Source organism: Streptomyces sp. WY228, assembly GCF_019287315.1.
Taxonomy (GTDB): Bacteria; Actinomycetota; Actinomycetes; order Streptomycetales; family Streptomycetaceae; genus Streptomyces; species Streptomyces caviscabies.
In genome coordinates, this window is record NZ_CP079114.1 from 2126683 (window position 1) to 2149493 (window position 22811).

Sequence of the window (22811 nt, forward strand, 5' to 3'; positions counted from 1 at the left end):
ACGATGGGTTGCGCTCGGGGCCGTACGGCAGTGCCATCGGCACGCAGGAGGAAATCCCCCATGACGACCGCCAAAGACATCATGCACAGCGGGGCCCGCTGGATCCCGGCCCACGAGACGCTCGACCGTGCGGCGCAGCTGATGCGCGAGCACAACGTGGGCGCGCTGCCCGTCTCCGCCAACGGTGACTCGGACCGGATGGTCGGCATCATCACCGACCGCGACATCGTGGTCGGCTGTGTGGCCAAGGGGCACGATCCGGCGAAGGTCACGGCCGGCGATCTCGCGCAGGGCACGCCCCGCTGGATCGAGGCGGAGGCCGGTGTGGACGCGGTCCTGGAGGAGATGCAGACCCACCGCATCCGTCGGCTGCCCGTCGTCGAGAACAAGAAGCTGGTCGGCATGATCAGCGAGGCCGATCTCGCCCAGCACCTCACCGAGGAGCAGATCGCGGGCTGGGCCGAGAAGGTCTACTCCCGCAGCTGACACACGTGTACGACAGTGGCCCGGCACCCCATGGCCCGCTCCGGCGGAGGGTGCCGGGCCTCCGTATGTGCGTATACCCACCGGGGGTAGGGTGGCCCGCATGGCGGGTACGGCGCGGAGCGGCAGCGGGACGTTCGGGCGGCTGATGCTGCTCGCCGCGCTGCTGTTCGGGATCGTCACCATGCATACGGTCGGACATCCGGCGGAGCACAGCGATGTATCCGCAGCGGTCACCACGACTACCGCCTCCACCGCCGAGCACATGGTCCCGGCCGCACCCGTCGCCGGCCCGTCGCACCCGGCGGCGCACGGCTCCCCCGGCTCCGACGCCCCCATGGGCGGCATGGATCCGCTCTCCGTCTGCCTCGCCGTCCTCGGCGTCTGGGGCCTCGCGCTCGTCGGCGCCCGGCTGCTCGGAGCGCGTGCGGACCGGCGGCCCCTCGGTACGCCGGTGGGGGCGGGGCTTCCGCTCGCGCTGCTGCCGAATCCGCCGCCGCCGATATCGGTGCTCGCCAGCGTTTCGGTGCTGCGTATCTAGGAGTGGGCGTTCACCTCCGCCCTTCTCCCTTTCCTCTTCCTCGAACCACAGTTCCTCAGAGGTGTATGCAGCATGCCCATGCAACCCACCCGACGCTCCGTGCTCGGCGCCGCTCTCGCCGTCGCCGGTACCGGAGCCCTCGCCGCCTGTTCCGGCGGCGGCAGCGGCCACGGCGGCTCCCACTCCCCCGGCGGCGGCGCCCAGGACTCCGGTACGTACGTCTCCCCCGGCGGCAAGGAGGTCCGGGCGGCCGAGGCGGCGCGCGGCTCCGGGCCCGTGCGCGAGGTCTCCCTCACCGCCACCCGTACCCGGCTCGACCTCGGCGGCGGTACCACCGTCGCCTCCTGGGCGTACGGGGACCGGCTGCCCGGGCGCGAGGTGCGGGTGACGGCGGGCGACACGCTCGCGCTCACCCTCGCCAACCATCTGCCGGCGCCCACCTCCCTGCACTGGCACGGGCTCGCCCTGCGCAACGACATGGACGGGGTTCCCGGGCTGACCCAGCGGGACATCGCACCGGGGGCCGACTTCGGCTATCGGTTCGCCGTGCCGCATCCGGGGACGTACTGGTTCCACCCGCACTCCGGCGTCCAGCAGGACCGGGGGCTGTACGCGCCGCTCATCGTCGAGGACCCGAAGGAGCCGTTGGCGTACGACAGGGAGTGGGTCGTCGTCCTCGACGACTGGGTCGACGGGGTGGACGGGTCGACGCCCGACGCGGTGCTGAAGGAGCTGTCCAGAGGGATGAGTTCCGGAGGGATGAGTTCCGAGGGGACGAGCGAGGGCGGCGGCGGGATGGATCATGGCGCGCACACCATGTCCGGAGCGGAGACGGAGGAGCCGGGCCGTGCCGGGCCCTCCCGGATGATGATGGGCGCCCGCAGCGCGCTGCTCGGCGGTGACGCCGGTGATGTCGCCTATCCGCACTACCTCGTCAACGGGCGGGTGCCGGAGGATCCGTCCTCCTTCTCCGCGCGGCCCGGTGACCGTATCCGGCTGCGGATCATCAACGCCGGTGGCGACACCGCCTTCCGGGTCGCGCTCGGCGGGCACCGGATGACCGTGACGCACACCGACGGGTTCCCGGTCCGGCACGCCACGGGGGACGCGCTGCTGCTGGGGATGGGCGAGCGGTACGACGTCCTCGTCACCGCCGAGGACGGGGTCTTCCCGCTCACCGCCCTGGCCGAGGGGAAGAAGGCGTCCGCGCTCGCCGTGCTGCGGACCGGGAGCGGGCGTGCGCCTGCCGCTTCCGTACGGCCCGAGGAGCTGGACGGGAAGCTGATCGAGGCGGGGCGGCTGGCGCCGGACCCGGCGGTGGCGCTGGCGAGGCGTGCGCCGGACCGGACGATCCAGATGCGGCTCACCGGCGGGATGGCGCGGTACGACTGGGCCTTCGACGGGCAGCCGTACAGCGCGGAGCAGCGGCGTCCGGTCGAGGCGGGCGAACGGGTGCGGGTCGTCTTCGACAACGGGACGGCCATGTGGCATCCGCTCCATCTGCACGGGCACACGTTCGCGCTCGGCGGGAACGCCGCCGGGGCCCGTAAGGACACCGCGATCGTGCTGCCGCACCGGTCGCTGACCGTGGAGTTCGACGCCGACAACCCGGGGCTGTGGATGGTCCACTGCCACAACGTCTACCACGCGGAGGCGGGGATGATGGCGGTCCTCGGCTATCGCAGCTAGCCGGACACCCCCTGGGTCCCAGGGCTTCTGCGGGTCGGCGCACATAGCTGCCTCCACCTGCGGTTTCGGCGGGCCGGAACAGATTTTGCCCGGCCCGCCGGGACATCGCGTCAGAAAGACGATTACACTGGCGGACGTGCCTCAACTACGCCTCGCACTGAATCAGATCGACTCGACCGTCGGCGACCTCGCCGGCAACTCCGAGGCGATCGTCCACTGGACCCGGCACGCCGCCGAGCAGGGCGCCCACCTGGTGGCGTTCCCCGAGATGGTGCTGACCGGATACCCCGTCGAGGACCTGGCCCTGCGGTCGTCCTTCGTCGAGGCCTCGCGACAGGCGCTGCGCGCGCTGGCCGCCCGGCTCGACGCGGAGGGCTTCGGCGAACTGCCGGTCGTCGTCGGCTACCTGGACCGCTCCGAGCACGCCGCGGCGCGCTACGGGCAGCCCGCCGGGTCTCCGCGCAACGCCGCCGCCGTGCTGCACCGCGGCGGGATCGCGCTCAACTTCGCCAAGCACCACCTGCCGAACTACGGCGTCTTCGACGAGTTCCGGTACTTCGTGCCGGGCGACTCGATGCCCGTCGTCCGGGTCCACGGCATCGACGTGGCCCTCGCGATCTGCGAGGACCTGTGGCAGGACGGCGGGCGCGTCCCGGCCGCCCGGTCCGCCGGGGCCGGGCTGCTGCTGTCGATCAACGCCTCGCCGTACGAGCGGGACAAGGACGACACCCGGCTGGAGCTGGTCCGCAAGCGGGCCCAGGAAGCCGGCTGCACGACGGCCTATCTGGCGATGATCGGCGGCCAGGACGAGCTGGTCTTCGACGGCGACTCGATCGTCGTCGACAAGGAGGGCGAGGTCATCGCCCGCGCCCCGCAGTTCTCCGAGGGCAGCGTCATCCTCGACCTGGAGCTGCCCGCCGCGGCCGCCGTGGCGCCCTCGGGCGTGGTGGACGACGGGCTGCGCATCGACCATGTGGTGCTGTCCGACCGGCCCGTGGACGCGTACGAGCCGGAGCTCTCGGGCGGGTACGCGGAGCGGCTGACGGACGAGGAGGAGATCTACTCGGCGCTGGTCGTGGGGCTACGCGCGTACGCCGCGAAGAACGGTTTCAGCAGTGTGCTGATCGGGCTCTCCGGCGGGATCGACTCGGCGATCTGCGCGGCCATCGCGTGCGATGCGCTCGGTGCGCAGCACGTGTACGGCGTCTCGATGCCGTCGAAGTACTCCTCGGACCACTCCAAGGGCGACGCGGCCGAGCTGGCGCGGCGTACCGGGCTCAACTTCCGTACGGTGCCGATCGCGCCGATGTTCGACGCGTACATGGAGTCGTTGCAGCTCACCGGGTTGGCCGAGGAGAACCTCCAGGCGCGGCTGCGGGGTACGACGCTGATGGCCATCTCCAACCAGGAGGGGCAGATCGTGCTGGCGCCGGGCAACAAGTCCGAGCTGGCGGTGGGGTACTCCACGCTGTACGGGGACGCGGTCGGGGCCTACGGGCCGATCAAGGACGTGTACAAGTCGGCCGTGTTCCGGCTGGCGAAGTGGCGCAACCAAGCTGCGGAGGAGCGGGGGCAGACCCCGCCGATCCCGGAGGCCTCGATCACCAAGCCGCCGAGTGCGGAACTGCGGCCGGGGCAGGTCGACACGGATTCGCTGCCGGACTACGACGTCCTGGACGCGATCCTGGAGATGTACGTCGACCGGGACCAGGGGATGGATGCCATCGTGGCGGCCGGGTTCGATGCGGAACTGGTGGCGAAGACGTTGCGGATGGTGGATACGGCGGAGTACAAGCGGCGGCAGTATCCGCCGGGGACGAAGATCTCGCCGAAGGGGTTCGGGAAGGATCGGCGGTTGCCGATCACTAATCGCTGGCGCGAGTCGTCCTAGCGGGGGGGGGGTGGTTGCCGGGGGCGTCCGGCGGCCGCCTTTGTCCTCGAGCGCCGGACGGGCTGGGCTCCCACGTGGGTGTCCGGCCCGTCCGGCGTGTCGGTTCCGTCCTCAAGCGCCGGACGGGCTGGAGTGGGCCGCCGGGCCCGAGGGTGATGCTGCCTCGGGCCAGCCCGGCGTGAAGGTTCCGTCCTCAAACGCCGGACGGGCTGGAGTGGGTGCCGGACCGGCTGGAGTGGGCGTCGGACGGGCTGGAATGGGTGCCGGACGGGGTGGGGTGGGCGTCGGGCGGGGTGGAGTGGGGGCTGGGCTGGGTGGAATTGGCCACCACTCGGGACTTTCCTCCGTCGCCCCGGTCCAAATACCCCGCCGTTGCCGCGATGGCCAGGCCCGCCACCGCCAGTACCGCGCCCACGAACGCCGGGGACGTCCAGCCCCAGCCTGCCGCGATGGCCACGCCGCCCAGCCAGGCGCCGCCCGCGTTGGCCAGGTTGAAGGCCGAGTGGTTGGAGGCGGAGGCCAGGGTCGGGGCGTCCTTCGCCTTGTTCATCACCAGCATCTGGAGCGGGGTCGTCGTCATGAAGCCGACTCCGCCCAGCAGCACCACCATCACCAGCGCCGCCCACTGCACGTGCACCGTGAACGGGAAGGCCACCAGGATCACCGCCAACGCGCCGAGCGAGCCGTACAGGGTCGGGCGCAGGGCCCGGTCCGTGAGGGGGCCCGCGGCCAGGGCGCCCAGGGTCATCCCGATGCCGAAGAGGGCGAGGACGACCGTGACCGAGGATTCGCCGAAGCCCATCGCCTTGGTGGTCATGGCCGAGAGGTACGAGTACACGGCGAAGACCCCGGCGAAGCCGAAGACCGCGGTGAGCAGGCCGAGGAGCACCTGGCGGTTGCCGAGGGCGCGGAGTTCGCGGCGTACGTCCTGATGGGCCTCGACCGGGACGGCCGGCACCAGGCGGGCCAGGGCCGCCATCGCGGTGAGGCCGATCGCCGCCACGACGAGGAAGGTGGCCCGCCAGCCGAGGTGCTGGCCGAGCAGGGTGGCGGCGGGGACGCCGACGATGTTGGCGACCGTCAGGCCGAGGAACATCGTCGCCACCGCCCGCGCCTGGCGGCCCTCGGCGACCAGCCGGGTGGCCACGACCGCGCCGACGCCGAAGAACGCGCCGTGCGGGAGTCCGGCGAGGAAGCGGCCCGCCAGCAGCCAGCCGAAGTCGGGGGCGAGTGCCGAGGCCAGGTTGCCGACGGTGAAGAGCGCCATCAGGAGCAGCAGCATCTTCTTGCGCGGGACGCGGGAGCCGAGGCCGGCGAGGAGCGGCGCGCCGAGGACGACGCCGATCGCGTACGCCGACACGAGGTATCCGGCGGTCGGCACGGAGGTGCCCAGGTCGTCCGCCACGTTGGGCAGCAGGCCCATCATGACGAACTCCGTCGTGCCTATGCCGAAGGCGCTCACGGCCAGGGCGAGGAGAGCCAGGGGCATGGAGAAGGGACCTTTCGCGACGCGGGGAGGGCGGGGGCGCACGGCCGGGAGCCGTCGCCTCGGCACCCGGGGATGCTGGGCGACGGCTCACACCGCCTATATGTAAGTTACCGGAACAAATTCTCGCAGATGTTTATGCCGGGGCGTCTACCGGCAGGTGAACGGCTCGTTGCGCCGGCCCGGCAGCCGCAGCGCTCCGGTCCCCACGGCCGTACGTCACAGCTCCACGCGGGCCGCGATCGGGAGGTGGTCGCTGTCGGTCGCCGAGAGCGTCCAGGACGACTTCGGCTCGACCCCCTTGACCATGATCTGGTCGATGCGGGCCATCGGGAAGGACGCCGGCCAGCTGAAGCCGAAGCCGTCGCCCGCCGCGCCCTGGGTGGAACGCATCTGGGAGGTGACCGCGTTCAGCGAGCGGTCGTTCATCGTGCCGTTCAGGTCGCCGAGCAGGACGACTCGCCCGACCCGTTCGTCGGCGATGGCCTCGCCGAGCGCGTCGGCGCTGTTGTCGCGCTGGTTGGCGGTGAATCCGGCGTGCAGCTTCACGCGGACGGACGGCAGGTGGGCCACGTACACCGCGACCTCGCCCTGCGGGGTCCTGACCGTGGAGCGCATCGCCCGGGTCCAGCCCATCTTGATGTCGACGGGCTTGGTGTCGGCCAGCGGGTACTTGCTCCACAGGCCCACGGTGCCCTGGACCGAGTGGTACGGGTAGCGGCCGGCCAGCGACTTCTCGTACGTGGAGACCTGCTTGCCCGGGAGTTCCTGGAGGGCCACGACGTCCGCCCCGGAACCGGCGACCTGCTGGGCGGTGCCGTCGGGGTCCGGGTTGCCGGCGTTGACGTTGTGGGTGGCGACGGTGAGGTCGCCGCCGCTGCCGGACTTGTCGGTGAGCAGGCCGCCGAACACGTTGAGCCAGACCACGGCGGGCAGCAGCAGCGCGATCAGCGCGGTCGCGGAGCGCCGCACCAGGGCCAGGACCAGCAGCACCGGGATGAAGACCGCGACCCACGGCAGGAACGTCTCGATGAGGCTGCCGAGGTTGCCGACCCGGTTGGGGATCCGCGCGTGGACGACCATCAGCAGGGTCAGCAGCACCGAGCAGAGGGCCAGCACGATCCCGCGCCGCCAGATGCCCCGGTCGGACGTCAGCCTGTCCCGCAGGCCCCGGAAGCGGGACCCGCCGGTTTCCGGCTGCTCCGCGCTGCCGTTGCCCGTGTCCGCTCCGTACGCCTGCACCATCGCGCTGTCCTCACTGCCTTGCCCTGCACATCGCCGCGCTCTCGACCCTAGGTGATGAGCGGCGGCATTCTCGCCGTCGACCCCGCCGTCGATCCCGGCGTCGGCCTTTCGACGTGCAGGACGGCGGGGACGGGACGAGAGGTTCCGGGCCGGGGCCGGCCCGGGCGCCTTGTGACAGAACGATCACACTCGTACCGGTCGCGCCCGCCCTGTTCAGGCACGTGCTGTCGGGGCGAGGCCCTGCAGCAGCGCGGTGATGATGCGGTCCGCGAGGTCGTCGGGCAGCGACGCGTCGGGGCGGTGGACCGTGCGGACGAGCATGGGGCCGACGAAGAGGTCGTCGATCAGTTCCACGTCGAGGTCGTCGCGCAGTTCCCCGGCGGCCACGGCGCGCCGCACCGCCTCCAGCATCGCGACGCGCCGGGGGGCGATCACCGTGCCGTGGTACTCCTCCCACAGCTTCGGGTGGCTCTTCATCTGGGCGAAGATGTTGACCAGGAGCACCGAGGAACGCTGGGCGAGGCCCCGGGTGCGCAGCGATTCCAGCATCACGCGCAGATCGGCGAGTCCGGCGGTGCCGGAGACGGGCGGGTCGGTGGGCTCCATATCGCGTACGACGTCGACGAAGAGCTCCTCCTTGCCGGACCAGCGGCGGTAGATGGTGGCCTTGCCGACGCCCGCCGTGCGCGCGATGCGCTCGATGGAGAGGCCCGCCAGCGGCTCGCCCGCCTCCAGGAGGGCGATGACGGCGTCCAGGATCGCCCGTTCCGCCGCGGCGGAACGGGGCCGGCCGCGGCGGGGCTCCGGATCCGCCGCCCCGGCCGGCGGCTCACCCTCGCCCCGTGCCCCGTACCGGTCCCGGTCGTCGTCCTGGCCCTGCTGGCCTTGCACCTGAAGCCGCCTCTCCACCGCGCCGCTCTTCCTCGTACGTCCGCCGTACGCGTGCCGTACGTCCGCCGTGCGTCCGCCTGACGTCTCGCGTACGTACATCGCCCCGATTCTCGCCGACCCGGGGTACGCGGGGCGACGGACCTCACCGCGGCGTCAGCGGACCGGCTGCTTCTCCGCGGGCCGGGGGTCCGCCGGGGCCGCGGTCTCCGCGGGGGTCCGGCCGGGCAGGAACAGGCCGACGACGACGGCGCCGATCAGGGCGACGGCCGCCGAGCCGAGGGCGGTCACGTGCATGGCGCCGATGAACGCGTCGTTGGCGGCGGCGACCAGAGGCTTTCCGGCCACCGGGCCGAGCTTCTCGGCGACGCCGAGCGTGGCCTCGATGGACTCGCCCGCCACCTCCCTGGCCCCGGCCGGTACCGCGCCGAGGTGGCCCTCGATGTCGCCCCGGTAGACGGTCGAGAGCACCGAGCCGAGCACCGCGATGCCGAGCGCGCCGCCGACCTGGCGGAAGGTGTTGTTGATGGCCGAACCGGAACCGGCCTTCTCGCGGGGCAGTGCCTGCATCACGGCGACGGTGACGGGCGGCATGACGTGCGCCATCCCGGTGCCCTGGACGAAGAAGACGAGGCACATCACCCACACCGGCGTACCGGCGTCGAACAGGGCGAACGCGGCGAGTCCGGCGGCGACGAGCAGCATGCCGACCGTGCAGACCGCGCGGGCGCCGAAGCGGTCGACGACCAGCCGGGCCCGGGGCGCGAAGATCATCTGGGCGGCCGCGAGCGGAACGATCAGCAGGCCCGATTCCAGGGCGGTGTAACCGCGCACGCTCTGGAGGTAGAAGGCCGCGAAGAAGGTCACGCCCATCAGCGCGAAGAAGACCAGCGCGATGGCGGCGACGGCGGCGGCGAACGCCGGCTCGCGGAAGTACGAGATGTCGATGGCCGGGTGGCTGCTGCGCTTCTCGTGCCAGACGAATCCGGCCAGGACCAGGAGCCCGCCGACGATGGAGAGCAGGACGGTGGTGTCGGTGAAGTCGGCCAGTTCGCCGCCCCGGATGATCCCGTACACCAGCAGGACCAGACCCACGATGGACAGCGCGACGCCCACCGGGTCGACCTTGCCGGGCTTCGGGTCGCGGGAGTCGGGGACCAGGATCGCCATGGCGACCAGGGCGATCACCACCACGGGGACGTTCACCAGGAAGATCGAGCCCCACCAGAAGTGCTCCAGGAGCAGTCCGCCGGTGATCGGGCCGATGGCGATGCCGAGGCCGACGCTGCCCGCCCAGATGCCGATGGCCCGGGGCTGCTCGTCGCGTTCGAAGACGTTCATCAGGACGGCGAGGGTGGCGGGCATCACGAAGGCCGCGCCGAAGCCCATCAGCGCCCGCCAGGTGATGAGCTCACCGGGCGAGGCGGAGAAGGCGGCCAGCGCGGAGCCGAGGCCGAAGACCAGGGTGCCGGCGAGGAGGACCTTCTTGCGGCCGATGCGGTCGCCCAGCAGACCGGCGGTGAACAGCAGCCCGGCGAAGACGAGCGTGTAGGAGTTGATCGCCCACTCCAGCTCGCTCTGGGTGGCTCCGATGCCGGTGGGGGCGGGGCTCGCGATCGTCTTGACCGCGACGTTCAGGATCGAGTTGTCCAGCACCACGATGAGCAGGCTGAACATGAGGACGGCGAGGATCCACCAGCGGCGGCGGTGGATCGCCTCGGGAACACGAGGCACGGCGGGCGCGGCAGGAGCGCCGGACGGTATGGACATGGGACGATCCTAGACCCATTTCGATACGAGACCGTCTCGTATTGTTAAAGCTTTACCCGATGGCCTCCGGGGCGCCGTGTGCGGGCCCACTTCCCGAGTGGCCGGGCGGGATGCCACCATGGAAGGGATCCGGGGACGCCGTCAGGGCGCCTCGAGATGACGAAGGAGCCGTTGGCCATGTCGCTTCAGGCTGCGCAGAATCAGTCCTCCCCCGCGGGCGGGAGCCAGTCCTCCCCCGCCGACAGCGGCAAAGCGCTGTACGGCGGGAAGTCCACCCGCCGCATCACCGTCCACGACATCGCCGCCGCCACCGAGCGCGGCGAGAAGTGGCCCATGCTCACCGCCTACGACGCGATGACCGCGTCCGTCTTCGACGAGGCCGGGATCCCGGTCATGCTCGTCGGGGACTCGATGGGCAATGTCCACCTCGGCTACGAGACCACCGTGCCCGTCACGATGGACGAGATCGCCCTGCTGTCCGCCGCCGTCGTACGCGGCACCAAGCGGGCCCTGATCGTCGCCGACCTGCCCTTCGGCTCGTACCAGGAAGGCCCCGTCCAGGCGCTGCGCAACGCCACCCGGCTGATCAAGGAGTCGGGCGTCGGCGCGGTCAAGCTGGAGGGCGGTGAGCGGTCCCACGAGCAGATCCGGCTGCTGGTCGAGGCCGGGATCCCGGTCATGGGCCACATCGGTCTGACCCCGCAGTCCGTCAACGCGATGGGCTACCGGGTGCAGGGCCGCGGCGAGGAGGCCGCGCAGCAGCTGCTGCGCGACGCCAAGGCCGTCCAGGACGCGGGCGCGTTCGCCGTGGTGCTGGAGCTGGTGCCCGCCGAGCTGGCCGCCGAGGTCACCCGTACGCTGCACATCCCGACCGTCGGGATCGGCGCCGGTTCCGCGACCGACGCGCAGGTGCTGGTCTACACCGACATGGTCGGGCTGACCGGCGGCAAGGTGCCGCGCTTCACCAAGCAGTACGCGAATCTCCGCCAGGTCCTCGGCGACGCGGCGAAGGAGTTCGCGGACGAGGTCGTCGGCGGTACGTTCCCGGCGCCGGAGCACACCTTCCACTGACCCGCCGGGTCCCGCCTGCCATTTCCCGCACCACCGACAGCCCGCCGACATCCCCCATCGGCGGGCTGTCGCCTGCGCGGCGGCCGGTGCCGGGCCGTGTCGGCGGGCTGTCGGTGAGCTGTCGGCGGGCGCTGGTCTGCTGGTGGACATGGAAAGCATCGACAAGAACCCCAGCAGCGGCCGGAACGCCGTCGAGGTGCGGGGGCTGGTCAAGCACTACGGCGAGACCAAGGCACTGGACGGCGTGGACCTCGACGTCCGCGAAGGCACCGTCCTCGGTGTGCTCGGCCCGAACGGCGCCGGCAAGACCACCCTCGTACGCTGTCTGTCCACCCTGATCACCCCCGACGCCGGGCACGCGGTCGTCGCGGGCCACGACGTCGTGAAGCAGCCCCGGCAGCTCCGCCGCACCATCGGTCTGACCGGGCAGTACGCCTCGGTCGACGAGAAGCTGTCCGGCTGGGAGAACCTCTACATGATCGGGCGGCTGCTCGATCTGCCCCGCAAGAAGGCGCGGGCCCGCGCCGACGAGCTGCTGGAGCGGTTCTCGCTGACCGAGGCCGCCAAGCGGGCCTGCATGGAGTACTCCGGCGGGATGCGCCGCCGGCTCGACCTGGCCGCCTCGATGATCGGCAGCCCCGCCGTCCTCTACCTGGACGAGCCGACGACCGGGCTCGACCCCCGGACCCGCAACGAGGTCTGGGACGAGGTGCAGCGGATGGTCGCCGAGGGCGCGACCGTCCTGCTGACCACCCAGTACATGGAGGAGGCCGAGCAGCTCGCCAAGGAGCTGACGGTGATCGACCGGGGGAAGATCATCGCCCGGGGCGGGGTCGACGAGCTGAAGGCGAAGGTCGGCGGCCGCACCCTCCAGATCCGGCCCTCGGACCCGGCGGAGCTGGCCGCGATGGCGCGGGCGGTCCGGGAGGCCGGGCTCGACGGCGTCGCCGGGGCGCAGGCCGTACCGGACGAAGGACTGCTGTACGTGCCGATCCTCAGCGACGAGCAGCTGACCGCGGTGATCGGGCTGCTGGGCGTCCGGGGTTTCTCCCTCGCCCATGTCTCCACCGCGCTGCCCAGCCTCGACGAGGTGTTCCTCGCGATCACCGGCGACAAGGCCGCACCCCTCTCCGACCAGGCTCCCCAGGAGGTCGCCGCATGAGCACCACGACACTGCCCCCGGCCCCCGCCGGGACCGCCGCAACCGCGCCCGTGACGGCGCGCGACGAGGAGGGCCGGATCGGTCTGCGGGCCAATCTGCGGCACATCGGGGCCCTGGCGCGGCGCAATCTGCTCCAGATCAAGAAGGACCCGGAGTCGATGTTCGACGTCCTTCTGATGCCGGTCATCTTCACGCTGCTGTTCGTGTACGTCTTCGGCGGATCGGTCGGCGCCAGCCTCGGCGGAAACCGGCAGGACTACCTGAACTACCTGATCCCCGGGCTGATGGCGATGATGGGCATGAACATCGCCATGGCCGTCGGCACCGGCGTCAACGACGACTTCCGCAAGGGCGTCATGGACCGGTTCCGGACGATGCCGATCGCCCGCTCCTCGGTGCTGATCGCCAAGATCGTGGTCGAGCTGGGCCGGATGATGGTCGCCATCGCCATCCTGCTCGCGATGGGCTTCGCCCTCGGCATGAGCCTGGGCACCTCGGTGTTCGGACTCCTGGCGGCCGTCGCGCTGGCGGCGGTGTTCGGCGCCGCCATCATGTGGATCTTCATCCTGCTCGGGCTGAGCATGAAGACGGCCCAGTCCGTCCAGGGGATGGGAATGCTGGTGCTGATGCCGCTCCAGTTCGGTTCCTCGATCTTCGTGCCGACCCAGACCATGCCGGGCTGGCTCCAGGCCTTCACCGACTACAACCCGCTGTCCAACCTGGCGGACGCGGTGCGCGGCCTCATGGGCGGCGGCCCGGTCGCCCACTCGGTCTGGCTGACGCTCGCCTGGGCGGCCGGCATCACGCTGGTGATGGCCCCGCTCGCGGTGGCCAAGTTCCGCAAGAAGGCCTGAGCCAACGGGTCTCAGGCGGGTGGGTGCGCCCGCCGGTACGTCTCCGCCAGGGCGGTGGCCTCGTCGAGAGTGAGGCCGCCGCCCTCCGCGTACGCCGCCGTGAACGCCGCCTCGTCGTCGAGCCGGGCCCGGACGGCCCGGTCGGCGAGCACCAGGTTGCGGGCCTCCATCACGCTGGGCACATGGGCCTTCGGCAGGAGCGTCGCCTGGAACGCCAGCAGCCGGGCGGCGTCCTTCGCCGCGTCGGCGCCCCCGAATCCGGCGAGCGCCTGGGCGATGGCCGTCAGATGGGCCGAGGGCATCTGCGGGGCCACCATCATCGACAGCGGCTCCCGCGCACCGGCCAGCGCGGTCAGCGCGTTGTCCAGGGCGGAGGCGTGGTCGCCGTCGAGATTGTCCAGCCAGGCCAGCACGCCGAAGACGAAGCCGCCGAAGATGGCGACATCGCGCGACCGGAAGTCCGCCCGGACCAGCTCCGCCTCCTCACGGGCCTCGTCCACCCGGCCCTGGAGCCCGAGGACGAAGACCAGGTGCATACGGGCCATCGGCGTCGCCTCGTGGCCCGACTGCCGGCTGTTCCCGGTGACGTCGCGCAGGATCTCCTCGGCCTCCGGGAGACGGTCGAGTTCGATGAGGGCGCCGGCGTACCGGGCGCGCAACAGCCCCACCTGGCTCTGGGCGCCGATCTTCCGCGCGTACTCCACGGCGGCCCGGTAGTCGTCCAGGGCCTCCAGGAACTCACCGGCCCGCTCGTTGGCCTCGCCCCGCGCCGAGAGCGCCTCGGCAGCACCCCAGTCGTCGCCCAGCCGGGTGTAGATCTCCAGGCTCTCGTCGGCGTCGGCGCGGGCGTCCGCCACCAGCTCGGGGTTGTTGGAGAGGAGGTTGGCCCGGGTGTGGAGCGCGGAGCCCAGCTCCCACTCGTAGCCGTAGACCCGGGTGGCCCGGACCGTCTCGTCCAGCAGGCGGTGCAACCGGTCCATGTCGCCGGTGAGCAGGATCGCGAAGATCCACAGCGTTCCGGGCATCCGGCAGGTCTGCGGCATGCCGGGGCGGTAGGTGTCGGCGATGATCCGCAGGCGTGCCTTGCCCTCGGGCGTCGTCCACGTGCTGATCGCGTCGTCCACACCGGACAGCTGGATGAGCGCCACCCCGCGCCGTGCCTCGGCGAGCTGTTCGTCGTCCATCGGCGGCGGCCGGTCGGTGGCCCGCTCCAGGAGCGAGGGGGCCCGGACGCCGGGCGCGGCGAAGGGGTCGGGGCCGAGCGAGCCGGCCCACTCGCCCCACTGGCGGGCGTCCGAGCGCAGATCGCGCAGCATCCAGTACCAGGCCATCGACAGCACGATGCACAGCGCCTCGTGCTCGTCCCGTACGGCGACGGCGTGGCGGAGCGCGCTGCGCAGGTTCTCGTACTCGCGCTGGAAGACGGCGATGGCCGCCAACTGCCCGGCGCCGCGCACCTTCGGCCCGGTGATCCGGGCCAGCTCGCGGTAGTGGGTCAGATGGCGGCGTTCCACCGCGTCCCGTTCGGCGGCCTCGTCAAGGCGCTCGGCGGCGTACTCGCCGACCGTCTCCAGCAGCCGGTAGCGCATCTCCCCGTCGTCGCCCGGCGCGGCGACGACGAGCGACTTGTCGACGAGGGAGCCGAGCAGCGGCGCGACGTCCAGGGCGTCCACGATGACGCCGTCGGCCGGTACGGGCAGGGCGCAGACCTCCTCGGCGGCGGCCAGCGAGCAGCCTCCGGCGAAGACGGAGAGGCGGCGCAGCACGGCGCGTTCGGCGGCGTCGAGCAGGTCCCAGGACCAGTCGACGACGGCGCGCAGGGTCTGCTGGCGGGGCAGCACGGTCCGGCTGCCGTTGGTGAGGAGGCGGAAGCGGTCGTCGAGACGGTCGGCGATCTGGCGCGGAGTGAGCATCCGCAGCCGGGCGGCGGCCAGTTCGATGGCGAGCGGCAGCCCGTCCAGACGTCGGCAGATCTCGGCGCAGGCGGCCGCGGTCGCCTCGTCCGCGTCGGTACGGAAGCCGGGGCGGGCGGCGGCCCCGCGCTCGGCGAGCAGACGCAGCGCCATCGGGTCGGGCAGCGGTTCGACGGGTCGGACGAACTCGCCCGGTACGCCGAGGGGTTCGCGGCTGGTGGCGAGGACGGTGAGCTGGGGGCAGTGGGTGAGGAGGTGGTCGGTGAGGGCGGCCGCGGCCCCGACGACGTGCTCGCAGTTGTCCAGCAGGAGCAGCATCCTGCGCGGGGCGCAGTGCTCGGTGAGCCGCACGAGGGGGTCGTCACCGGTGCGGTCGGCGGCGCGCAGCTCCTCGGCGCCCGCCCCACGCAGCACGGTCTCGCGGGCCCCGAGGGCGCCGAGGACGGCCTCGGGCACGGTGTCCGGGTCGTCGACGGGGGCCAGTTCGGCGAGCCAGACACCGTCGGGCCAGGCCTCGGCGGCGGCCTCCGCGGCCTCCTGCGACAGCCGGGTCTTGCCCGCCCCTCCGGGTCCGAGCAGGGTGACCAGCCGGGCCCGGCCGAGGTCCTCGCGCAGGGTGGCGATATCGGTGTCGCGGCCGACGAAGCTGGTGAGCCGAGCCCGGAGGTTTCCGTAGGCGGGCGGGGGCGGGGGCGCTGTTACGGGTGACGCCTGGGCCGGTGAGGTCGGGGCCGGTGGTGCCGGCGCCTGGGCGGTCGGGGTCCGGGCCGGGTCCAGGGCCTGACCCTGGGCGGTCGGGCCCGCGGGCTCCGGGGCAGCCGGGCCCGAGACCTCCGGTGCAGCCGGGCCCGGAAGTCCCGGCCCGGTCCGGCCCGAAGGGTTCGGCTCGGCCGGCTCCTGGTGGAGGAGGTCGGCGTGCAGGGCGCGCAGGGCCGGGCCCGGCGCGGTGCCGAGGCGGTCGTCGAGGAGGGTGCGGACCTCCTCGTACGCGGCCAGCGCCTCGGCGGGGCGTCCGGCGTCCCGCAGGGCCGTGATGCGCAGGACCTGGAGCGGTTCGTCGAGCGGGTGGGCGTCGCAGAGCGCGGCCAGCTCGGGCAGCGCGGCCTCCGGTCTGCCGAGGGTGAGGAGGGCGCCGAACGCGGCGCGGCGCGCGTCGAGCCTGCGGGCCTCCCAGCGGGACGCGGTCGCCGTACGGTCGGGCAGATCGGCGAGGGCGGGCCCGTTCCACAGGGCGAGGGCCTCGCCCAGGACGGCGAGGGCGCTCGCGGCGTCGCCGTCCGCCAGGGCCCGGCTCCCCTCCCCCGCCAGCCGCTCGAACCGGTGCAGGTCCACCGCGTCCGGCGGGGCGGCGAGCCGGTAGCCGCCCGCCACGGACTCGACGGCGCTCCGGCCCAGGGCCCGCCGCAGCCGCCCGACGAGGGCCTGGAGGGCGCCGGCCGCGTCGGCGGGCGGGTCGCCGTCCCACACCTCGTCGACGAGGGCGCCGGCCGGGACGGTCCGTCCGGGGTGCAGCGCGAGAACGGTGAGCAGGGCGCGCAGCCGTGCCCCGCCGAGGGCGACGGCCGTACCGTCGTCGCGGAGTGCCCGGGTGGTGCCGAGGATGCAGTAGCGCACGGGCCCATTGTCCGTGACGGTGCGGGGCGCGGCGTTGACCGGGTGGAACTCCGTCGCCCTTCCCCGACGTTCCCGCCCTGCCGGAACCGTCGAAACCGTACGATCGCCCTTCCCGGGCCCGCGCCCGGTGCCACCCGCCCTTCGTGTCCCCCACCTCAGGAGTCGAGCACCGATGACCACCGCAACCAGGACCGGCGACCGGAGGATCAGCCCGGTCTTCCTCGGCATCGCCGCCGTCACCGCGGTCGCGGGCTGGGCGGTGTGGACGGGTTTCGCGGACGCCACCGGCTTCGCGGTCTTCCTGTTCGTCACCGGGGCCTGGATCGTCTCGCTCTGTCTGCACGAGTACGCGCACGCCCGTACCGCGCTGCACAGCGGGGATCTGTCGGTCGGGGCGAAGGGCTATCTGACGCTCAACCCGCTGAAGTACACGCACGCGCTGCTCAGCATCGTGCTGCCGGTGCTCTTCGTGATCATGGGCGGGATCGGGCTGCCCGGCGGCGCGGTGTACATCGAGCGCGGCCGGATCCACGGCCGGTGGAAGCACAGCCTGATCTCGGCGGCGGGCCCGCTGACGAACGTGGCGTTCGCGGTCGTCTGCACGGCACCGTTCTGGCTGGACGCGCTGGACGGGGTGCCGCGCGCCTTCCAGTACGCGCTGGCGTTCCTGGCGATGCTCCAGGTGACGGCGGCGATCCTGAACTCGCTGCCGATCCCGGGCCTGGACGGCTACGGGGTGATCGAGCCCTGGCTCTCGTACAGGATCCGGCGCCAGGTGGAGCCGATCGCGCCGTTCGGGCTGATCGCGGTGTTCGCGATCCTGTGGATCCCCGAGGTGAACATCGTGTTCTTCGACGCGATCCACGCACTGCTGCGCGGGCTCGGTGTCGAGGAGTACCAGCGGTACTGCGGCTACGACCTCTACCGCTTCTGGCGGGGCCTCTTCGACGAGCAGGATCCGGGCTGCGCGGTGGGCTGACCGCGCGGCCCGGACGGGCGCCGTTCCCGCGTTCTCAGGCCGGGACGGCGGACGCCGTGCGGGGTTCCCGCTTCCGCTTCTCCCGCAGAGCGGCCGCGAGGATCGCCACGGCCACCCCGCCGAACGCCCAGGCGCCGAGGATCCACAGGGCGCCGGTGGTGGCGTTGCCGTCGAAGTAGACGGTGTTGCGCACCACGGTCGTCCCGGCCCCCGGTGGCAGAGCCTGGCCGATCGCCGCCCAGAACGGGGGCAGCAGCGAGGACGGGTAGACCCCGCCGGAGCTGGGGTTGCCCAGGACCGTGAAGATCAGGATGGTGAGGCCCAGGCCGACCGTGCCCGCCACCGACTGGAGGGCGACGCCCACGGCGCCGGAGGCGAACACCACCAGGGTGCCGATCCCGACCAGCTCCCAGAACGCCCCCGGCAGGCAGTCCAGCACCGGGCCGACGATGAGCGCGCCGCCGACGCCCGAGACGAAGCCGTACGGGAGCATCGCGGCGAGCCGGACCAGGGTGCGGCGCAGGGTGGGCTTCTTGGAGCCGGCCGCCATGTTCAGGGCCGAGGCGGCGAGGTAGCCGCCGATGGTCCAGCTGAGGACGAGGTAGAAGGACGACAGGCCCCGCGAGTCGCCCGCCGAGGGCGCGCGGAGGTCGCGTACGACGATGGTCCGGTCCTGCGCCCGCGCGACCTCCTGGAGGATCTCCGTGGCCGCCGTGGTGGCCGACGGGCCGCCCGCCGAGGCGACGAGGAGGGTGTCCGTGCGGCGGGCCGGGTCCACGACGAGGGCCGCGTCGGTGCGCCGGTCCAGCAGCCGCGCCCGTGCTTCGGCGCGGTCCGCGACCGGGGTGACCTGGAGGGGGTCGCCGGGGAGTGCGTCGAGCCGGGCCACCAGGTCGCGTTCGACGGCGGCCGGGGCGACCAGCGTGATCGGCACCTTGTGCGGCTGGGGGGCGTGGAAGGCGCCCATGTAGGAGAGCGCGAAGCCGAGCTGGAGCAGGAGCACCCCGAGCATGACGAGCGCGGACCGGGTGGAGACGGCGTCGCGCACCTCCCCCAGGAAGCCCCGGTCCGCTTCCGCCGCCCGTGCGGTCGATCCGGCCCCGGACCCGGCTCCGTATCCGTCGTCCCTCGCGTCTGCCACGCGGTCCTCCCTCGTCGGCCCGCCACGGCCGTGGCGAGGCCGTCACATGGTCGGCCCCGGGCGGCACCAGGTCTCCGGGACGCGCCCCACGGACGGGCCTCTCGACCCGAACGGCGGAGGGGCGGGGAGGTGGCGGAGGGTCAGCCCGCTTCGGCGGCGGTCAGCACGCGCTGCCTGCGGACGTAGTACCAGGTCATGTTCGACGAGAGTCCCGCGATGAGCACCCAGACGATCCCGAGCAGGCTGCCCTGTACGAAGGAGACCACGGCCGCCGCGACGGCGAGGACGCAGACGACGAGGGCGTAGAGAGCGATACGGGGCATGGGGGTCGGCTCCTGTCGGGAACGGGTCGCGGTCCCGTCCAGTGTCCCCCATGCCCCGTTGTCGCCCCGTTGCGCCCCGCCCCGGGAGCCTTCGCGAGGGCGGCGGCCCGGTCAGACGTCGGTGGTGCGCAGTCCGGCGTGGGCCTTGTAGCGGCGGTTGACCGAGATCAGGTTGGCGACCAGCGACTCGACCTGGTGGGCGTTGCGCAGGCGGCCCGCGAAGATGCCCCGCATTCCGGGGATCCGGCCGGCCAGTGCCTGCACGAGGTCGGTGTCGGCCCGTGCCTCGCCGAGGACCAGGACGTCGGTGTCGATCTCCTCGATGGACTCGTCCTGGAGGAGTACGGCCGAGAGGTGGTGGAAGGCGGCGGTGACCCGGGAGTCCGGCAGCAGGGCGGCGGCCTGTTCGGCGGCGCTGCCCTCCTCCGGCTTGAGGGCGTAGGCGCCCTTCTTGTCGAAGCCGAGCGGGTTGACGCAGTCGATCACGAGCTTGCCCGCGAGCTCCTCGCGCAGGGATGCGAGCGTCTTGGCGTGGCCGTCCCACGGCACGGCGACGATCACGATGTCGCTGCGCCGGGCGCACTCCGCGTTGTCCGCGCCCTCGACGCCGAAGCCCAGCTCGGCCGCCGCCTGTTCGGCGCGGGCCGCGTCCCGGGAGCCGAGGGTGACCCGCTGTCCGGCGCGGGCGAGCCGGTAGGCGAGGCCGCGCCCCTGCGGGCCGGTCCCGCCGAGCACGCCGACGCTCAGGCCGGAGACGTCGGGAAGGTCCCAGGGGTCCTTGGCGGGGGGCTTGGGCGCGCTGCCGCTGTCCTGTGTAGTCATGGTGCCGACCCTACTGCCAGGTAGCGCCGGGAAAGCCGCCTCGTGGGCCCTCGGACCCGGTCGCCGGACGGCCCTCCCCGCCGGTCGCCGCGCGGTCGTCCGTTCGGGTGAAGGAGCGGCCGGCGGGCGGCCCGGGGGCGGCGGAAGCGCGGTTGTGGGGCGTACCGGAATATCGGCTTGCCCGGAACGCCCGGCAGTACGGATCATGGCCCCTCGTGACCTCAGCACCTCCCCCGCCCTCGGGCTCCCCGACTCCTCCCCCGTCCGCCTCGGCTCCCCCGTCCTCGCCGTGGTCGGCCCGGATCCGCGCCCTGCTGCCGGACCTCGCGCCGTGGCGTTCCTCGGCGGACTTCCGGCTGCTGTGGGTGCAGGGCCTGATCACGTACTTCGGCAGCTTCATGGCGCTCATCGCGCTGCCGCTCCAGATCAAGGACCTCACGGGCTCGCCGCTCGCGGTCGGGGCGATGGGCGCGGTCGAGCTGGTGCCGCTGGTGGTCTTCGGGCTGTACGGCGGGGCGCTCGCGGACTCGGTGGACCGCCGCCGGGTCATCCTGCTGACCGAGGCGGGGCTCGGGGTGCTCGCCGCGATCCTGCTGGTGAACGCGCTGCTTCCGGAGCCGCTGCTGTGGCCGCTGTACGTGGTGGCCGGCGGGGTGTCCGCGCTCGCCGGGCTCCAGCGGCCCGCGCTGGACTCACTGATGGCCCGGATCGTTCCGCACGCTCAGCAGACGGCGGCGGCCGCGCTGAACTCGCTGCGCTGGCAGATCGGGGCCATCGCGGGCCCGGCGCTGGCCGGTCTGGTGGTGGCGTACGCCGGTCACGGCACGGCGTACGCGGTGACGGTGTGCACGTTCGCCGTCTCCGTCGTGCTCTGTCTGCGGCTCTCGCCCGCGCCGCCGGCCCATGACGCGCAGAAGCCGTCGCTGCGCGGGATCGTCGAGGGCGCGCGGTACGCGTGGAGCCGGCCGGTGCTGCTGGGGACGTACGCGATCGACCTGGCGGCGATGTTCTTCGCCTTCCCGAACACGATCTTCCCGTTCCTGGCGGACGAGCTGGACGCGGAGTGGTCGCTGGGGCTGATGTACGCGGCGGGCTCGGTGGGCTCGCTGGTGCTGGGGCTGACCAGCGGCTGGACGTCACGGGTGCGCAGGCACGGGCTGTTCGTGGTGTTCGGAGCGGCGGCGTGGGGGCTGGCCATCGCCGCGGCGGGCTGGTTCTCCAGCGTGTGGGTGGTGCTGCTGTGCCTGGCGGTGGCGGGGGCGGGCGACATGCTGAGCGGGCTGGGGCGCGCGACGATCTGGAACCAGACGATCCCGGAGGAGCTGCGGGGGCGGCTCGCGGGCATCGAGGTGCTCTCGTACAGCATCGGCCCGCAGCTGGGTCAGGTGCGGGCCGGGGCGATGGCCGGCTGGACGGGGACCCGGTCGGCGATCTGGTCGGGCGGGGTGGCGTGCGTGGCGTCGGTGGTGCTGTTGACGGCGGCGTTGCCGAAGTTGGTGCGGTACGACTCGGAGACGGATGAGGATGCGGTGCGGAGGCGGGAGGCCCGGGTGGAGGGGTGACCCGGGGCTCCGCCCCGTACCCCGCTCCTCAAACGCCGGAGGGGCTGAAAGACGTCCTCAATCGCCGGACGGGCTTGAGGGGCCGCCCGACGGGCTTGATTTGTCCTCGTCGTGCCATTTCGGGTCCGTGTCCCACTCCAGGTTGCGGTCGCGGGCCGTGTCCATGGCGTGCTGGGCCGCCTCGCGGGAGGTGTAGGGGCCGAAGCGGTTCAGGGCAGGGCACTCCGGGCCCTCCTCGACCTTCTTGTGCTCCAGGCAGTAGTACCATTCGCCCGGTTTGCCGACCGTGCGCTTCTTGAACAGGGCCATCGACGGCTCCTTTCCTCCCTGCCATGGTGCCCCGGGGCCGCTGGTTAGACTCGCTGGCATGTCTGGCCAGTCGCTTCTCGTACCAGGGGAGATCACTCCCGTCCGTTCCGTACCCGGAAACATCCGGCGTCCCGAGTACGTGGGGAAGCCGGCTCCGCAGCCGTACACCGGCCCGGAGGTCCAGGACGCCGACACCGTCGAGCGGATGCGCATCGCGGGCCGTATCGCCGCGCAGGCGATGGAGGAGGCCGCCAAGCACATCGCCCCGGGGGTCACCACGGACGAGCTCGACCGGGCCGCCCACGACTTCATGGTCGATCACGGCGCGTACCCCTCGACGCTCGGCTACCGGGGCTTCCCGAAGTCGCTGTGCACCTCGCTCAACGAGGTCATCTGTCACGGCATCCCCGACTCCACCGTGCTGCGCGACGGCGACATCGTGAACCTGGACGTCACCGCGTACATCAACGGGGTGCACGGCGACAACAACGCCACCTACTTCTGCGGTGACGTGGACGAGGAGTCCCGGCTGCTGGTCGAGCGCACCCGGGAGTCGCTGAACCGGGCGATCAAGGCGGTCCGGCCCGGGCGTCAGATCAATGTGATCGGCCGGGTCATCGAGTCGTACGCGAAGCGGTTCGGCTACGGGGTCGTCCGTGACTTCACCGGGCACGGGATCAACTCCTCGTTCCACTCCGGTCTGATCATTCCGCACTACGACAGCCCGCACGCCACCACGGTGATGCAGCCGGGCATGACGTTCACCATCGAGCCGATGCTGACGCTGGGCACCCACGAGTACGACCTGTGGGAGGACGGCTGGACCGTGGTGACGAAGGACCGGAAGCGGACGGCCCAGTTCGAGCACACGCTCGTGGTCACGGAGACCGGAGCGGACATCCTCACCCTTCCGTAAATCACCCCGAAGCGGTCAGAAGCGCACCCTTCGCTCCCCCTGGGCGTAGGTTTTTACCGACAGGCAGTCGGGAACCAGTTGACTTAGGTAAACCTAAGTAGGAGGATCGGGCGTACCGGCGCGCGCCGCCGCACCGTCGCGGCGGTCGCCTG

General features: G+C 72.4%; 19 protein-coding genes. 10 read left to right on the top strand and 9 right to left on the bottom strand.

The window, feature by feature from the left end:
* The first annotated feature begins 60 nt into the window (after positions 1 to 60).
* The 4 genes from KV381_RS09135 (at position 61) to KV381_RS09150 (ending at position 4604) form a co-directional block, all read left to right on the top strand.
* Positions 61 to 486, top strand: coding sequence for a CBS domain-containing protein (locus KV381_RS09135; protein WP_030622500.1), 426 nt, complete (start codon positions 61 to 63; stop codon positions 484 to 486).
* A gap of 100 nt (positions 487 to 586) precedes the next feature.
* Complete coding sequence (locus KV381_RS09140) at positions 587 to 1024, top strand: hypothetical protein (protein ID WP_030622498.1); 438 nt, start codon at positions 587 to 589, stop codon at positions 1022 to 1024.
* 72 nt (positions 1025 to 1096) lie between these two features.
* The gene (locus tag KV381_RS09145) at positions 1097 to 2713 is read left to right on the top strand and encodes a multicopper oxidase family protein (RefSeq protein WP_030622496.1); all 1617 of its coding nucleotides are present in this window, start codon (positions 1097 to 1099) and stop codon (positions 2711 to 2713) included.
* Positions 2714 to 2849: 136 nt separating this feature from the next.
* On the top strand, positions 2850 to 4604 hold the full coding sequence (locus KV381_RS09150) for an NAD+ synthase (protein WP_218785035.1): 1755 nt from the start codon (positions 2850 to 2852) through the stop codon (positions 4602 to 4604).
* Between the two features lie 193 nt (positions 4605 to 4797).
* Here KV381_RS09150 and KV381_RS09155 read toward each other — a convergent pair whose 3' ends face one another.
* From KV381_RS09155 to KV381_RS09170, 4 genes are all read right to left on the bottom strand, one after another.
* On the bottom strand, positions 4798 to 6093 hold the full coding sequence (locus KV381_RS09155; protein ID WP_218785036.1) for an MFS transporter: 1296 nt from the start codon (positions 6091 to 6093) through the stop codon (positions 4798 to 4800).
* A gap of 216 nt (positions 6094 to 6309) precedes the next feature.
* Entirely contained in the window at positions 6310 to 7335 is a 1026-nt protein-coding gene (locus tag KV381_RS09160) for an endonuclease/exonuclease/phosphatase family protein (protein ID WP_193462249.1), read from the bottom strand.
* Positions 7336 to 7548: 213 nt separating this feature from the next.
* Positions 7549 to 8325, bottom strand: a complete 777-nt coding sequence (locus KV381_RS09165; protein WP_247594932.1) for a TetR/AcrR family transcriptional regulator — start codon at positions 8323 to 8325, stop codon at positions 7549 to 7551.
* 54 nt (positions 8326 to 8379) lie between these two features.
* Positions 8380 to 9993 carry a DHA2 family efflux MFS transporter permease subunit gene (locus KV381_RS09170; RefSeq protein WP_030622486.1) on the bottom strand — a complete coding sequence of 538 codons (1614 nt, stop codon included), beginning with the start codon at positions 9991 to 9993 and terminating at the stop codon, positions 8380 to 8382.
* Between the two features lie 177 nt (positions 9994 to 10170).
* Between KV381_RS09170 and panB the strand changes: the two genes are divergently transcribed.
* The 3 genes from panB (at position 10171) to KV381_RS09185 (ending at position 13080) form a co-directional block, all read left to right on the top strand.
* Complete coding sequence (gene panB, locus KV381_RS09175) at positions 10171 to 11064, top strand: 3-methyl-2-oxobutanoate hydroxymethyltransferase (RefSeq protein ID WP_030622484.1); 894 nt, start codon at positions 10171 to 10173, stop codon at positions 11062 to 11064.
* 148 nt (positions 11065 to 11212) lie between these two features.
* Positions 11213 to 12226 carry an ATP-binding cassette domain-containing protein gene (locus tag KV381_RS09180; protein WP_193462247.1) on the top strand — a complete coding sequence of 338 codons (1014 nt, stop codon included), beginning with the start codon at positions 11213 to 11215 and terminating at the stop codon, positions 12224 to 12226.
* A complete protein-coding gene (locus KV381_RS09185; protein ID WP_193462246.1) occupies positions 12223 to 13080 on the top strand; it encodes an ABC transporter permease in 858 nt (285 codons plus the stop codon). The genes KV381_RS09180 and KV381_RS09185 overlap by 4 nt, the downstream gene beginning before the upstream one ends.
* A gap of 11 nt (positions 13081 to 13091) precedes the next feature.
* On the opposite strand, the gene KV381_RS09190 is transcribed toward KV381_RS09185, so the two are convergent.
* Positions 13092 to 16607 carry a BTAD domain-containing putative transcriptional regulator gene (locus KV381_RS09190; RefSeq protein WP_218785037.1) on the bottom strand — a complete coding sequence of 1172 codons (3516 nt, stop codon included), beginning with the start codon at positions 16605 to 16607 and terminating at the stop codon, positions 13092 to 13094.
* Between the two features lie 172 nt (positions 16608 to 16779).
* Between KV381_RS09190 and KV381_RS09195 the strand changes: the two genes are divergently transcribed.
* Positions 16780 to 17586 carry a site-2 protease family protein gene (locus tag KV381_RS09195; protein WP_030080892.1) on the top strand — a complete coding sequence of 269 codons (807 nt, stop codon included), beginning with the start codon at positions 16780 to 16782 and terminating at the stop codon, positions 17584 to 17586.
* Positions 17587 to 17620: 34 nt separating this feature from the next.
* Here KV381_RS09195 and KV381_RS09200 read toward each other — a convergent pair whose 3' ends face one another.
* The 3 genes from KV381_RS09200 to npdG form a co-directional block, all read right to left on the bottom strand.
* Positions 17621 to 18727, bottom strand: coding sequence for a DUF3533 domain-containing protein (locus tag KV381_RS09200; RefSeq protein WP_256995029.1), 1107 nt, complete (start codon positions 18725 to 18727; stop codon positions 17621 to 17623).
* A gap of 140 nt (positions 18728 to 18867) precedes the next feature.
* Positions 18868 to 19050: a hypothetical protein gene (locus KV381_RS09205; RefSeq protein ID WP_030080896.1), complete on the bottom strand. Its 183-nt coding sequence runs from the start codon at positions 19048 to 19050 to the stop codon at positions 18868 to 18870.
* A gap of 111 nt (positions 19051 to 19161) precedes the next feature.
* Positions 19162 to 19872, bottom strand: coding sequence for an NADPH-dependent F420 reductase (gene npdG / locus KV381_RS09210; RefSeq protein WP_030080898.1), 711 nt, complete (start codon positions 19870 to 19872; stop codon positions 19162 to 19164).
* A 302-nt stretch (positions 19873 to 20174) separates the two neighbouring features.
* Between npdG and KV381_RS09215 the strand changes: the two genes are divergently transcribed.
* Positions 20175 to 21434: an MFS transporter gene (locus KV381_RS09215; protein WP_030622475.1), complete on the top strand. Its 1260-nt coding sequence runs from the start codon at positions 20175 to 20177 to the stop codon at positions 21432 to 21434.
* Between the two features lie 57 nt (positions 21435 to 21491).
* Here the strand turns inward: KV381_RS09215 and KV381_RS09220 are convergent, their stop codons facing one another.
* On the bottom strand, positions 21492 to 21743 hold the full coding sequence (locus tag KV381_RS09220) for a hypothetical protein (RefSeq protein WP_218785038.1): 252 nt from the start codon (positions 21741 to 21743) through the stop codon (positions 21492 to 21494).
* 58 nt (positions 21744 to 21801) lie between these two features.
* On the opposite strand from KV381_RS09220, the gene map reads away from it, so the two are divergent.
* Positions 21802 to 22659 carry a type I methionyl aminopeptidase gene (gene map / locus KV381_RS09225; protein WP_218785039.1) on the top strand — a complete coding sequence of 286 codons (858 nt, stop codon included), beginning with the start codon at positions 21802 to 21804 and terminating at the stop codon, positions 22657 to 22659.
* Positions 22660 to 22811: the final 152 nt, after the last annotated feature.

What these genes read in the sequence shown, in the direction of transcription:
- KV381_RS09135 (WP_030622500.1), top strand. Translation starts at nt 61, where the DNA reads ATGACGACCGCCAAAGACATCATGCACAGCGGGGCCCGCTGGATCCCG.
- KV381_RS09140 (WP_030622498.1), top strand. Translation starts at nt 587, where the DNA reads ATGGCGGGTACGGCGCGGAGCGGCAGCGGGACGTTCGGGCGGCTGATG.
- KV381_RS09145 (WP_030622496.1), top strand. Translation starts at nt 1,097, where the DNA reads ATGCCCATGCAACCCACCCGACGCTCCGTGCTCGGCGCCGCTCTCGCC.
- KV381_RS09155 (WP_218785036.1), bottom strand. Translation starts at nt 6,093, where the DNA reads ATGCCCCTGGCTCTCCTCGCCCTGGCCGTGAGCGCCTTCGGCATAGGC.
- KV381_RS09160 (WP_193462249.1), bottom strand. Translation starts at nt 7,335, where the DNA reads ATGGTGCAGGCGTACGGAGCGGACACGGGCAACGGCAGCGCGGAGCAG.
- KV381_RS09165 (WP_247594932.1), bottom strand. Translation starts at nt 8,325, where the DNA reads ATGTACGTACGCGAGACGTCAGGCGGACGCACGGCGGACGTACGGCAC.
- KV381_RS09170 (WP_030622486.1), bottom strand. Translation starts at nt 9,993, where the DNA reads ATGTCCATACCGTCCGGCGCTCCTGCCGCGCCCGCCGTGCCTCGTGTT.
- panB (WP_030622484.1), top strand. Translation starts at nt 10,171, where the DNA reads ATGTCGCTTCAGGCTGCGCAGAATCAGTCCTCCCCCGCGGGCGGGAGC.
- KV381_RS09180 (WP_193462247.1), top strand. Translation starts at nt 11,213, where the DNA reads ATGGAAAGCATCGACAAGAACCCCAGCAGCGGCCGGAACGCCGTCGAG.
- KV381_RS09185 (WP_193462246.1), top strand. Translation starts at nt 12,223, where the DNA reads ATGAGCACCACGACACTGCCCCCGGCCCCCGCCGGGACCGCCGCAACC.
- KV381_RS09195 (WP_030080892.1), top strand. Translation starts at nt 16,780, where the DNA reads ATGACCACCGCAACCAGGACCGGCGACCGGAGGATCAGCCCGGTCTTC.
- KV381_RS09205 (WP_030080896.1), bottom strand. Translation starts at nt 19,050, where the DNA reads ATGCCCCGTATCGCTCTCTACGCCCTCGTCGTCTGCGTCCTCGCCGTC.
- npdG (WP_030080898.1), bottom strand. Translation starts at nt 19,872, where the DNA reads ATGACTACACAGGACAGCGGCAGCGCGCCCAAGCCCCCCGCCAAGGAC.
- KV381_RS09220 (WP_218785038.1), bottom strand. Translation starts at nt 21,743, where the DNA reads ATGGCCCTGTTCAAGAAGCGCACGGTCGGCAAACCGGGCGAATGGTAC.
- map (WP_218785039.1), top strand. Translation starts at nt 21,802, where the DNA reads ATGTCTGGCCAGTCGCTTCTCGTACCAGGGGAGATCACTCCCGTCCGT.